Genomic DNA, 13,498 nt, shown 5'->3' with positions numbered 1-13,498 from the left:
GCAATTAAATAAATAGCTTGTTAACTTTATTTTTATTCCAAAAATGACATCATATTTATAATTCCTGTAATAAGGTAAAACAAAGACCTTAATGGAATCAAATGCTTCATTTAATGATTTAAAATTTCCCGCGTAAACAACCAATAAAACAGGTTTATCATTTAATGTATGAACAGCAGGTATTTTATAATGGCGAGCCAATAGACTTTAATAACTTAGATTTATGGGATAAATTTAAAGTCACATTTGGATTTAATGTTACAGAAAAAAAGAAACCCAATGGTAAAAAATTCAATTTTGAGTATTGTGGATTCTCTACTTTTATTACGCCGGTTGATGGCGTTGACGGGATTTTAGCAAAGTGGTTCTCAAACAAACATAATGTAATTGTCCCAACGCCTTATACATTCGGTCAGGACCCCATTCCTGGCGTCAATCTTTATCGTAATACAAAAGCAAAATTTGTTATGGCTAACGGCGGTAATAGTCTTCCCTGTGCGATGGCAAAATATAACGCAAAAACTGGACAATTTATTCATATAACCAGTGATAGTGAGTTTTCACCAATAATACGAGAAACAAGAGTCATAAAAAAAATAATTCATTTATTCATTAAATTTATAATTACAGATAAAATCAAGAGCCAGCATGGCATTGAAAAATAAAATACGGATTTTTTATCCGCGCTGATTTTGACTCGAAGAAGAATAACGGTGGCGACAATAATAATAAGACAATAAATAAATATAAGTAATGATTTATGGTGAAGTATATATAACGATAGAAACAATAAAAAAGCGGACAGAACGTTTGAAATGGTTATCTTTTTTGTAAATACCAAAAGACTAAACATTAAATAGATTAATGAAATAATCGCTGGCATTTTCTTTCCTTGTAGGCAAGCGACCCGGAATTCGGCATCCAGCATGAAGCTGGTGGAGGGACAAATACCCCTCCACCATTTAACGATTACTCGTTATCAGAACCGCCCAGGCCTGCGTTCAGCAGCTCTGCCAGGCTGGCAGATGCGTCTTCTGCAGTCACCTGCGGTGTTGCTGGCTGCTCGCCCGCGGCGCGACGGCGCATACGATCCTGGTGGTACGCATAACCGGTACCGGCCGGAATCAGACGACCCACGATAACGTTCTCTTTCAGGCCGCGCAGTTCGTCGCGTTTACCCGCAACGGCTGCTTCGGTCAGGACACGGGTGGTCTCCTGGAACGATGCGGCAGAGATGAACGATTCGGTTGCCAGAGACGCTTTGGTGATACCCAGCAGATCGCGGGAGAAGGTAGCCCCCACTTTGCCGTTCGCTTCCAGCTCGCGGTTAGCGATCTTGACGCGAGAGTATTCAACCTGTTCGCCTTCCAGGAAGTCGGAACTACCGGCGCTTTCGATGGTCGCTTTACGCAGCATCTGACGAACGATAACTTCGATGTGTTTATCGTTAATCTTAACGCCCTGCAGACGGTATACATCCTGAACTTCGTTAACAATGTAACGCGTCACAGCATGAACGCCACGCAGACGCAGAATGTCGTGCGGCGCTTCCGGACCATCGGAAATCACATCACCACGTTCTACACGTTCCCCTTCGAACACGTTGAGCTGACGCCATTTCGGAATCATCTCTTCGTACGGGTCACTACCATCAACCGGCGTAATCACCAGGCGACGTTTGCCTTTGGTTTCTTTACCGAAGGAAACGATACCTGCGATTTCAGCAAGGATTGCCGGTTCTTTCGGACGACGCGCTTCGAACAGGTCGGCAACGCGCGGCAGACCACCGGTGATATCCTTGGTACCGCCGGATTCCTGCGGAATACGCGCCAGGGTGTCACCAGAACTGATCTGTACGCCATCTTCCAGCTGTACAATCGCTTTACCCGGCAGGAAGTACTGCGCAGGCATATCGGTACCCGGGATCAGAACGTCATTACCCTGAGCATCAACGATTTTCAGCGCCGGACGCAGATCCTTACCACCAGTAGTACGTTCAGCCGAATCCAGAACCACCAGCGAAGACAAACCGGTCAGTTCGTCGGTCTGACGCGTAATGGTCTGACCGTCGATCATGTCAGTGAAGCGGATGAAACCACTCACTTCGGTGATAACCGGCATGGTGTGCGGGTCCCAGTTTGCCACGGTTTCGCCGCCGGCAACCTGCTCGCCATCACCTTTCGCCATGACAGCGCCATAAGGCACTTTATAGCTCTCTTTGGTACGACCGAATTCGTCGATCAGCTTCAGTTCGGTGTTACGGGAAGTGATAACCAGTTTACCGCTGGAGTTCACAACCGACTTCACGTTGCTGAGCTTGATGCTACCTTTGTTTTTCACCTGGATGCTGGATTCAGCAGCCGCACGCGATGCCGCACCACCGATGTGGAACGTACGCATCGTCAGCTGTGTACCCGGTTCACCGATGGACTGTGCCGCGATAACGCCGATAGCTTCACCTTTGTTGATGATGTGGCCACGCGCCAGGTCACGACCATAGCAGTGCGCACATACACCAAAGTCGGTGTCGCAGGATACAACGGAACGCACTTTAACGGCGTCAACGGAGTTTGCTTCCAGCAGGTCACACCACTGTTCGTGCAGCAGCGTGTTGCGTGGAACCAGAATGTCCGCGGTACCCGGCTTCAGAACGTCTTCAGCAGTCACACGACCCAGAACGCGGTCACGCAGCGGCTCTTTCACGTCGCCACCCTCGATAACCGGGGTCATCAGGATACCTTCGTGCGTACCACAGTCATCTTCGGTCACCACCAGATCCTGCGCGACGTCAACCAGACGACGGGTCAGGTAACCGGAGTTCGCGGTTTTCAGTGCGGTATCCGCCAAACCTTTACGCGCACCGTGGGTGGAGATGAAGTACTGGAGTACGTTCAGACCTTCACGGAAGTTCGCGGTGATTGGCGTTTCGATGATGGAGCCATCCGGCTTCGCCATCAGACCACGCATACCAGCAAGCTGACGAATCTGTGCCGCAGAACCACGCGCACCGGAGTCGGCCATCATGTAGATGCTGTTGAAGGAAACCTGCTGCTCTTCCTGGCCGTCACGGTTAATCACGGTTTCGGTTTGCAGGTTATCCATCATCGCTTTGGATACACGATCGTTCGCCGCAGCCCAGATATCGATAACTTTGTTATAGCGTTCGCCAGCGGTTACCAGACCAGACTGGAACTGCTCCTGGATCTCAGCAACTTCAGCTTCCGCTTCAGAAATGATCTCGTGTTTTTTCTCCGGGATGACCATGTCATCAATACCAACGGACGCACCTGAACGCGCTGCATAAGCAAAGCCGGTGTACATCGTCTGGTCCGCAAAAATAACGGTCGGTTTCAGACCCAGAATACGGTAGCAAGTGTTCAGCATTTTGGAGATCGCTTTCTTGCCCAGCGCCTGGTTGACGATGGAGAAAGGCAGACCTTTCGGTACGATCATCCACAGAATGGCGCGACCAACGGTCGTGTCTTTCAGGCTGGTGTGCGCAACGAATTCGCCGTTTTCATCTTTTTCATATTCAGTGATACGCACTTTAACGCGCGCATGCAGAGAGGCCAGACCTGCGCGATAGATACGCTCAGCTTCTTTCGGGCCAGTCAGCACCATGCCTTCGCCTTTGGCGTTAACACAGTCACGGGTCATGTAGTACAGACCCAATACCACGTCCTGAGACGGAACGATGATAGGTTCGCCGTTCGCCGGAGACAGGATGTTGTTGGTAGACATCATCAGCGCACGCGCTTCAAGCTGGGCTTCCAGCGTCAGCGGTACGTGAACAGCCATCTGGTCACCATCGAAGTCGGCGTTATATGCCGCACAAACCAGCGGGTGCAGCTGGATAGCTTTACCTTCGATCAGTACCGGTTCAAATGCCTGGATACCCAGACGGTGCAGTGTTGGTGCACGGTTCAGCAGTACCGGGTGTTCGCGGATCACTTCGTCCAGGATATCCCAAACGACGGCTTCTTCGCGCTCAACCATTTTCTTCGCGGCTTTGATGGTGGTGGCGAGGCCACGCAGTTCCAGCTTGCCGTAGATGAACGGTTTGAACAGCTCCAGCGCCATTTTCTTCGGCAGACCGCACTGATGCAGACGCAGGTATGGACCTACGGTGATAACAGAACGACCGGAGTAGTCAACACGCTTACCGAGCAGGTTCTGACGGAAACGACCCTGTTTACCTTTGATCATGTCGGCCAAAGATTTCAGAGGACGCTTGTTAGAACCGGTGATCGCACGACCGCGACGACCGTTATCCAGCAGGGCGTCAACCGCTTCCTGCAGCATACGTTTTTCGTTGCGTACGATGATGTCCGGCGCAGCCAGATCCAGCAGACGTTTCAGACGGTTGTTACGGTTAATGACGCGACGATACAGATCGTTCAGATCTGACGTGGCGAAACGACCACCATCCAGCGGAACCAGCGGACGCAGATCTGGCGGCAGAACCGGCAGAACGGTCAGGATCATCCACTCTGGCTTGTTGCCAGACTGTACGAAGGCTTCCAGCAGTTTGATACGCTTGGTCAGCTTCTTACGCTTGGTTTCGGAGTTGGTTTCGTTCAGCTCTTCGCGCAGAGTTTCACACTCTTGCTCCAGATCCATGCTCTTCAGCAGGGCCTGGATAGCTTCCGCACCCATCTTGGCGTCGAATTCGTCACCGAACTCTTCCAGCGCGTCCAGATACTGCTCTTCAGTCAGGATCTGTTGACGTTCCAGGTTGGTCATACCGCCTTCGATAACAACATAAGATTCGAAGTACAGTACGCGTTCGATATCGCGCAGCGGCATATCGAGCAGCAGACCGATACGGGACGGCAGCGATTTCAGGAACCAGATGTGAGCAGTCGGAGACGCCAGCTCGATGTGGCCCATACGCTCACGGCGTACTTTGGTCTGGGTCACTTCAACGCCGCACTTCTCACAAATAACACCACGGTGTTTCAGGCGCTTGTACTTACCGCACAGGCACTCGTAGTCTTTTACCGGCCCAAAGATACGGGCGCAGAAAAGGCCGTCACGCTCAGGTTTGAACGTACGGTAGTTGATGGTTTCCGGCTTTTTAACTTCACCGAAAGACCATGAACGGATCATGTCTGGCGAAGCCAGAGCAATTTTGATCGCATCAAACTCTTCGGTTTTAGTCTGCGCTTTCAGAAACTTTAATAAATCTTTCACGGATTTGCTCCCGTCGGAGTTAGCACAATCTGGTGTCGGGTTTTACCCCGACACCAGTGACCTGTTTGAGCGAGAATTACTCGTCTTCCAGTTCGATGTTGATGCCCAGCGAGCGGATCTCTTTCAACAGAACGTTGAAGGATTCCGGCATACCCGGTTCCATCTGATGGTTGCCGTCCACGATGTTCTTATACATCTTGGTACGGCCGTTCACGTCATCAGACTTAACGGTGAGCATTTCCTGTAGGGTGTAGGCGGCGCCGTAAGCTTCCAGCGCCCACACTTCCATCTCCCCGAAGCGCTGACCACCGAACTGCGCCTTACCACCCAGCGGCTGCTGAGTAACCAGGCTGTAAGAACCGGTAGAACGCGCATGCATCTTGTCATCAACCAGGTGGTTCAGTTTCAGCATGTACATGTAACCGACGGTTACCGGACGTTCGAACTGTTCACCCGTACGGCCATCGAACAGGGTGATCTGACCGGAGGTCGGCAGATCGCCCAGTTTCAGCAGCTCTTTGATTTCCGCTTCTTTCGCACCGTCGAACACTGGTGTGGCAATCGGCATACCTTTACGCAGGTTTTCTGCCAGACGCAGCACTTCATCATCGCTGAAGGTGCTCAGGTCGACTTTCTGACGAACGTCGGCGCCCAGATCGTAGGCACGCTGGATGAATTCGCGCAGTTTCGCGACTTCCTGCTGCTGTTTCAGCATGGCGTTAATCTTGTCGCCAATACCTTTCGCAGCCATACCCAGGTGGGTTTCCAGAATCTGACCAATGTTCATACGAGACGGTACGCCCAGCGGGTTCAGTACGATGTCTACCGGCGTGCCGTTTTCATCGTAAGGCATGTCTTCGATCGGGTTGATCTTAGAGATAACACCCTTGTTACCGTGACGACCTGCCATCTTATCACCCGGCTGGATACGGCGTTTAACGGCCAGATAGACCTTCACGATCTTCAGCACGCCCGGCGCCAGATCGTCGCCCTGGGTGATTTTACGGCGCTTCGCTTCAAGTTTTTTCTCGAACTCGTGTTTCAGTTCGTCATACTGCTCAGCCAGTTGTTCCAGCTGATTTTGTTTCTCTTCGTCGGTCAGACCGAGTTCCAGCCAGCGGTCGCGCGGCAGTTTGTCGAGCTTCTCAGCTTCAACGCCGCCGGACACCAGTACCGCACGGATACGGCTAAACAGGCCCGCTTCGAGGATTTGCAGTTCTTCAGACAGGTCTTTTTTCGCCTGCTTGAGCTGCATCTCTTCGATTTCCAGAGCACGTTTGTCTTTTTCTACGCCATCGCGAGTAAAGACCTGAACGTCGATCACCGTACCGGAGACACCGTTAGGTACGCGCAGAGAAGAGTCTTTAACGTCAGACGCTTTCTCACCGAAGATCGCACGCAGCAGTTTCTCTTCCGGCGTCAGCTGGGTTTCACCTTTCGGCGTCACCTTACCGACCAGAATGTCGCCGCCGGTCACTTCCGCACCGATGTAAACGATACCGGATTCATCCAGTTTGGAGAGCGCAGCTTCACCCACGTTCGGGATGTCAGCGGTGATCTCTTCCGGCCCCAGCTTGGTGTCACGGGACACGCACGCCAGTTCCTGAATGTGGATGGTGGTGAAACGGTCTTCCTGGACAACACGCTCGGAAACGAGGATGGAGTCTTCGAAGTTGTAGCCGTTCCACGGCATGAACGCCACGCGCATGTTCTGACCGAGCGCCAGTTCACCGAGGTCGGTGGACGGACCGTCTGCCAGCACGTCGCCGCGTTCAACCGGCTCGCCCAGAGACACACATGGCATCTGGTTGATACAGGTGTTCTGGTTAGAGCGGGTGTATTTGGTCAGGTTATAGATGTCGATACCTGCTTCACCCGGGTACATCTCGTCTTCGTTAACTTTGATAACGATACGGGATGCATCCACGTACTGAACAGTACCGCCACGTTTAGCTACTGCAGTAACACCGGAGTCGACGGCGACAGCACGTTCCATACCGGTACCCACCAGCGGCTTATCAGCACGCAGAGTCGGAACCGCCTGACGTTGCATGTTCGCACCCATCAATGCACGGTTGGCGTCATCGTGTTCCAGGAACGGGATCAGGGACGCACCGACGGAGACCACCTGCTGGGTGGAAACGTCCATGTAATCAACCTGGTCGCGGCTGAACAAGCTGGATTCGCCTTTGCTACGGCAGGTAACCAGATCTTCTACAAAGTGGCCTTCGTCATCCAGGTTGGAGTTCGCCTGAGCGATAACGTAGTTGCCTTCTTCGATAGCAGACAGGTAATGAATTTCGTCAGTGACCACGCCATCAACCACACGACGGTACGGCGTCTCAAGGAAGCCATATTCGTTAGTCTGTGCGTACACGGACAGGGAGTTGATCAGACCGATGTTCGGACCTTCCGGCGTTTCGATAGGACATACGCGACCGTAGTGCGTCGGGTGTACGTCTCGAACTTCGAAGCCTGCGCGTTCGCGGGTCAGACCGCCTGGGCCGAGTGCGGAGATACGACGTTTGTGCGTAATCTCAGACAGCGGGTTGTTCTGGTCCATAAACTGAGACAGCTGGCTGGAACCAAAGAACTCTTTCACTGCCGCGGAAATCGGCTTGGCATTGATCATATCCTGAGGCATCAGGGTATCCAGATCGCCCAGAGACAGACGCTCTTTCACCGCACGCTCTACACGCACCAGGCCAACGCGGAACTGGTTTTCCGCCATTTCGCCGACGGAACGGATACGACGGTTGCCGAGGTGGTCGATATCATCCACTTCGCCTTTACCATTACGGATATCGATGAGCTTCTTCATGACATCAATGATGTCGTCTTTGCTCAGGATACCGGAACCTTCGATTTCGTCGCGCAGCAGAGAACGGTTGAACTTCATACGACCCACCGCAGACAGGTCATAGCGGTCTTCGGAGAAGAACAGGTTCTCAAACAGGCTTTCAGCCGCTTCACGAGTCGGCGGCTCACCAGGGCGCATCATGCGGTAGATTTCTACCAGCGCGCTCAGACGATCGTTGGTTGGGTCGACGCGTACCGTTTCAGAAATGTACGGGCCGTGGTCCAGATCGTTGGTAAACAGCGTTTCGATACGCTTGTGGCCGGACTGGCTCAGCTTAGCCAGCAGATCCAGGCTCAGCTCCATGTTCGCCGCGCAGATCAGCTCGCCAGTGGATTCGTCAACGTAGTCTTTAGAGACGACTTTACCTGCGATGTACTCAACCGGAACTTCGATATGCTTGATATCGTCTTTTTCCAGCTGACGAATGTGACGCGCGGTAATGCGACGGCCTTTTTCAACGTACACTTTGCCGTTAGCTTCGATATCGAACGACGCAGTTTCGCCGCGCAGACGTTCTGGAATCAGCTCCATCTGCAGTTTGTTGTCGCGAATTTCGAAGACGACTTTCTCAAAGAACAGGTCAAGGATCTGCTCAGTGGTGTAGTTCAGCGCACGCAGGATGATGGTCGCAGGCAGTTTACGGCGACGGTCGATACGCACGAACAGGTTGTCCTTCGGATCGAATTCGAAGTCCAGCCAGGAACCACGGTAAGGAATGATGCGCGCGTTATACAGCACTTTACCCGAAGAGTGGGTTTTACCTTTGTCGGAGTCAAAGAAGACGCCCGGACTACGGTGCAGCTGAGAAACGATAACACGCTCAGTACCGTTGATAACAAAGGTACCGTTGTCGGTCATGAGCGGAATTTCGCCCATGTAGACTTCTTGTTCTTTAATGTCTTTAACGGTGCCTTCCGGCGCTTCGCGCTCGTAGATCACCAGACGCAGTTTTACGCGCAGCGGTGCGGAATAGGTCACGCCACGGATCTGACATTCCTGAACGTCAAACACCGGTTCGCCAAGGCGGTAGCTGACGTACTGCAGCTCGGAATTACCGCTGTAGCTCTGAATCGGGAACACGGAACGGAAGGCTGCTTCCAGGCCGTACTGCCCTTCAGGATCTTGCTCGATAAACTTCTGAAACGAGTCAAGCTGGATAGAAAGGAGATAAGGTACATCCAGAACTTGTGGACGTTTACCAAAATCCTTACGAATACGTTTTTTCTCGGTATAGGAGTAAACCATAGGGTTCCTCAGCTCGCTGACAAGTCGACCCATCTGTCCTGCGGGGGACAGTTTGTGCAACACTATTTTGTTGACCGGAAAATGGATACTTTCCGCAATGCCTGTTGCTATCACGCTTAAACCATTTCATTGCGATTTACACAGAACGTACGCTCTGTCGCAGTATATTAAGTCGTCGATAGAAACAAGCATTGAAAGGCACAGCAGTAGTCAAACAGTGTGAAACGCTACTGGCGCCTTACAGCGCAAAAAGGCTGGTGACTAAAAAGTCACCAGCCATCAGCCTGATTTCTCAGGCTGCAACCGGAAGGGTTGGCTTATTTAACTTCAACTTCAGCGCCAGCTTCTTCCAGAGATTTTTTCAGTGCTTCAGCGTCATCTTTGCTCACGCCTTCTTTCAGAGCGGCCGGAGCAGATTCTACCAGGTCTTTAGCTTCTTTCAGACCCAGGCCAGTTGCGCCACGTACTGCTTTGATAACAGCAACTTTGTTAGCGCCAGCAGCTTTCAGAATTACGTCGAATTCAGTTTTTTCTTCAGCAGCTTCAGCCGGGCCAGCAGCTACAGCCACAGCAGCAGCAGCGGAAACACCGAATTTTTCTTCCATTGCAGAAATCAGTTCTACAACGTCCATTACGGACATAGCGGATACTGCTTCAATGATTTGATCTTTAGTGATAGACATTTAAATTGTTCCTGAATATCAGAATAAGTTTATACGTAAGCAAATGCTTGATAAAGACAACTGCGATTACGCAGCTTCTTTTGCATCGCGTACAGCAGCCAGTGTGCGAACCAGTTTGCCAGCCGAAGCTTCTTTCATGGTTGCCATCAGGCGTGCAATTGCTTCTTCGTAGGTCGGCAGAGTTGCCAGGCGGTCGATCTGAGACGCCGGGATCAGCTCACCTTCAAAGGCTGCAGCTTTGACCTCAAATTTTGCATTCGCTTTCGCGAACTCTTTGAACAGACGAGCAGCAGCGCCCGGGTGTTCCATAGAGTATGCAATCAGGGTCGGACCAACAAACGTGTCTTTCAGGCACTCGAACTGAGTACCTTCAACGACGCGACGCAGCAGGGTGTTACGAACAACACGCATGTATACGCCAGCTTCACGACCTGCTTTACGCAGTTCAGTCATTTTATCTACAGTTACGCCACGGGAATCCGCAACTACTGCAGACAGCGCGCCTTTGGCTACTTCGCTGACTTCAGCAACAATCGCTTGTTTGTCTTGAAGATTTAAAGCCATTAGCTTTGCTCCTGGATGTTTGCCGGAACTCATGTTCCGGAACTCACTTCACTCATCTCAACGAGAAGAGCGTCTTAATACGGTGAGCAGAAACAAGCCAGAGTATCAAAAATAATCTTAGCGTTCTGTCACCGTCTACGCAGGGGATTAAGCCTCTTGCGAGACGCCTGCGGTCTTCGACGGAGGCCTGGATAGGCCAGGCTCCAACGAACAAATCTTTTCTATCCGCCGCTATTCAGCTTGTGGCGGCGTTGGCTTCCTTCGTTCGCACCAGTCACATAGTTAGCTATGCTCCTGGCGACTCACTCAGTTGCCGCCTTGCCACAACCCGAATATCTCGGATATACGTCTGCAATTAGCAGAATACGTGGGGGTAAGATTGTAGACAAAATCACCGCCCACGTAAAGACTAATCTTAGTTCGCAGATGCGCTCAGACCAGCCTGATCAACGGCAACACCAGCACCCATGGTGGTGGAGATGCTAACTTTCTTGATGTACACGCCTTTCGCCTGGCTCGGTTTTGCTTTTTTCAGCGCAACCAGCAGAGCTTCCAGGTTTTCTTTCAGTTTGTCAGCGTCAAAGTCCACTTTACCGATGGTGGTGTGGATGATGCCGTTTTTGTCGTTACGGTAACGAACCTGACCTGCTTTAGCGTTCTTAACCGCTTCAGCAACGTTCGGCGTTACGGTACCGACTTTCGGGTTTGGCATCAGGCCGCGCGGACCCAGAACCTGGCCCAGCTGGCCAACAACGCGCATTGCATCCGGGGATGCGATAACAACGTCGAAGTTCATTTCGCCTTTCTTGATCTGGTCAGCCAGATCTTCCATACCTACCAGCTCAGCGCCAGCAGCTTTAGCTGCTTCAGCGTTCGGGCCCTGGGTAAATACGGCAACGCGAACAGAACGGCCAGTACCGTGCGGCAGTACAGTCGCGCCACGAACGTTCTGGTCAGATTTACGAGCATCGATGCCGAGGTTAACGGCAACGTCAACGCTTTCGTTGAATTTAGCAGTGGCCAGCTCTTTCAGCAGGGCAATAGCTTCGTTGATGTCGTACTGTTTGGTCGCATCAACTTTTTCACGGATCACGCGCATACGCTTGGTCAGTTTAGCCATTTCTTAGTCCTCCACTACCAGGCCCATGGAACGTGCAGTACCTTCGATGGAGCGAGTCATCGCTTCAATGTCGGCACCGGTCATGTCGGCAGCTTTGGTCTGCGCGATTTCCTGCAGCTGAGCGCGGGAAATTTTACCTACTTTGTCTTTGTTCGGCTTGCCGGAACCAGACTTGATACCAGCCGCTTTTTTCAGCAGAACAGCTGCCGGAGGCGTTTTGGTAACGAAGGTGAAAGAACGGTCAGCGTAAACGGTAATAACAACCGGAATCGGCAGACCTTTTTCGATGGAATCCGTTTTTGCGTTGAACGCTTTGCAGAATTCCATGATGTTCACACCCTGCTGACCCAGTGCTGGACCAACCGGCGGACTCGGGTTCGCCATACCAGCTGCAACCTGCAGCTTGACGTAGGCTTGTACTTTCTTAGCCATTCTAAATTCCTCGAATTGGGTAGTATCGCTTCAAAGAAGCTCCCCGTGATAAATATCGCTTTATGGGCATAAGGCCCATAAAAACAAAAGGCGCGAAATTGTATGTCAATTTCGCGCCCTATGCAACGATTAGATCGCTGCTTTTTTGATCGCAGCCTTACGCTTTCTCAACCTGGCTGAAGTCCAGCTCTACCGGGGTCGCACGACCGAAGATAGAAACAGACACTTTCAGGCGAGACTTCTCATAATCGACTTCTTCGACAACGCCGTTAAAGTCTGCGAACGGACCGTCGTTAACACGAACCATTTCACCCGGTTCAAACAGAGTTTTCGGCCGCGGCTTATCGCCAACCTGCTGCAGGCGGTTCATGATCGCATCGACTTCTTTGTCGCTGATCGGCGCCGGACGGTCAGAGGTACCGCCGATAAAGCCCATCACACGCGGCACGCTACGCACCAGGTGCCAGCTTGCGTCGTTCATGACCATCTGGACCAGAACGTAACCCGGGAAGAATTTGCGTTCGCTTTTGCGACGCTGGCCGCCACGGATCTCAACGACTTCTTCAGTCGGCACCATGACTTCGCCAAACAGCTCTTCCATATTGTGTAATTTGATATGCTCGCGCAGCGATGTGGCTACGCGGCCTTCAAAACCGGAAAACGCCTGAACGACGTACCAGCGCTTTTTAGGTGCTTCAGACATCTCAGAACCTCAGGCCAGTGATAAAGGATACCAGGCGAACCAGAATACCATCCAGTCCCCACAGGATCAGTGACATAACTGCGGTAACCGCAGCGACGATCAGCGTGGTGTGCAGCGTTTCCTGGCGAGTCGGCCAAATGACCTTACGGACTTCGGTTCTCGCTTCACGGGCAAAAGCAACGGTTGCTTTACCTTTTGTCGTCAACAGCGCGACACCACCCGCTGCAGCAATCAGAATTACTACGGCCAGCGCACGCAGCGGCAGCATCATGTCGCGATAGAGGTAGTTGCCGACGATTGCGACGATCAGCAATATGGCAACAACTATCCACTTCATCGCTTCCAGGCCGCGCCCGCTCCCTTGAGCTTCGGTATTCGCACTCATAAACCAACCTGTCAGAAGTATTCTACAAACATTTTCACCCCGCAATCGCGAGGCAATCCAAATCGAAACGCTTATTCGCCTTTCGGATTATACGCCCTCTACAGAGCCTGTCTCAGCAATGATTATGACAAATAAAATCACTGATGAGCCAGGTTCTGGTGTGAAAGCGTGCAAAAAGGGCATCAAATGATGCCCTTTTATTGCGCATTGCGTCAAATGTTATCAGCGATTAGCCGAGAACTTTAGCAACAACGCCCGCGCCAACGGTACGGCCGCCTTCACGGATTGCGAAACGCAGACCGTCGTCCATTGC

General features: G+C 51.7%; 10 protein-coding genes and 1 pseudogene. 1 reads left to right on the top strand and 10 read right to left on the bottom strand.

The window, feature by feature from the left end; translation table 11 throughout:
• Positions 1 to 255: 255 nt before the first annotated feature.
• Positions 256 to 596: pseudogene (locus ACLJZ5_RS21370) on the top strand (cytoplasmic protein); the annotation flags it as partial.
• A 5-nt stretch (positions 597 to 601) separates the two neighbouring features.
• Here the strand turns inward: ACLJZ5_RS21370 and ACLJZ5_RS21365 are convergent.
• The 10 genes from ACLJZ5_RS21365 to ACLJZ5_RS21320 all read right to left on the bottom strand — a co-directional run.
• Positions 602 to 928 carry a hypothetical protein gene (locus tag ACLJZ5_RS21365; protein ID WP_077905253.1) on the bottom strand — a complete coding sequence of 109 codons (327 nt, stop codon included), beginning with the start codon at positions 926 to 928 and terminating at the stop codon, positions 602 to 604.
• Between the two features lie 41 nt (positions 929 to 969).
• Positions 970 to 5,193, bottom strand: coding sequence for a DNA-directed RNA polymerase subunit beta' (gene rpoC, locus ACLJZ5_RS21360; RefSeq protein ID WP_000653965.1), 4,224 nt, complete (start codon positions 5,191 to 5,193; stop codon positions 970 to 972).
• Positions 5,194 to 5,269: 76 nt separating this feature from the next.
• On the bottom strand, positions 5,270 to 9,298 hold the full coding sequence (gene rpoB / locus ACLJZ5_RS21355) for a DNA-directed RNA polymerase subunit beta (protein ID WP_000263105.1): 4,029 nt from the start codon (positions 9,296 to 9,298) through the stop codon (positions 5,270 to 5,272).
• Positions 9,299 to 9,615: 317 nt separating this feature from the next.
• The gene (gene rplL / locus ACLJZ5_RS21350; protein WP_000028882.1) at positions 9,616 to 9,981 is read right to left on the bottom strand and encodes a 50S ribosomal protein L7/L12; all 366 of its coding nucleotides are present in this window, start codon (positions 9,979 to 9,981) and stop codon (positions 9,616 to 9,618) included.
• A 66-nt stretch (positions 9,982 to 10,047) separates the two neighbouring features.
• The gene (gene rplJ / locus ACLJZ5_RS21345; RefSeq protein ID WP_001207203.1) at positions 10,048 to 10,545 is read right to left on the bottom strand and encodes a 50S ribosomal protein L10; all 498 of its coding nucleotides are present in this window, start codon (positions 10,543 to 10,545) and stop codon (positions 10,048 to 10,050) included.
• Between the two features lie 415 nt (positions 10,546 to 10,960).
• A complete protein-coding gene (gene rplA, locus ACLJZ5_RS21340) occupies positions 10,961 to 11,665 on the bottom strand; it encodes a 50S ribosomal protein L1 (RefSeq protein WP_001096676.1) in 705 nt (234 codons plus the stop codon).
• A 3-nt stretch (positions 11,666 to 11,668) separates the two neighbouring features.
• Positions 11,669 to 12,097, bottom strand: a complete 429-nt coding sequence (gene rplK / locus ACLJZ5_RS21335; RefSeq protein WP_001085926.1) for a 50S ribosomal protein L11 — start codon at positions 12,095 to 12,097, stop codon at positions 11,669 to 11,671.
• A gap of 157 nt (positions 12,098 to 12,254) precedes the next feature.
• Positions 12,255 to 12,800, bottom strand: coding sequence for a transcription termination/antitermination protein NusG (gene nusG / locus ACLJZ5_RS21330; RefSeq protein WP_001287521.1), 546 nt, complete (start codon positions 12,798 to 12,800; stop codon positions 12,255 to 12,257).
• Between the two features lies 1 nt (position 12,801).
• Complete coding sequence (gene secE / locus ACLJZ5_RS21325) at positions 12,802 to 13,185, bottom strand: preprotein translocase subunit SecE (protein ID WP_001275691.1); 384 nt, start codon at positions 13,183 to 13,185, stop codon at positions 12,802 to 12,804.
• A gap of 229 nt (positions 13,186 to 13,414) precedes the next feature.
• A partial coding sequence (locus ACLJZ5_RS21320) for a hypothetical protein (RefSeq protein ID WP_000740160.1) occupies positions 13,415 to 13,498 on the bottom strand: 84 nt, incomplete at its 5' end.

This window comes from Salmonella sp. 5800 (assembly GCF_046558195.1).
Lineage (GTDB): Bacteria > Pseudomonadota > Gammaproteobacteria > Enterobacterales > Enterobacteriaceae > Salmonella > Salmonella enterica.
Note: the sequence above shows the minus strand (reverse complement) of the source record. Positions and strands in the feature narration are given on the sequence as shown.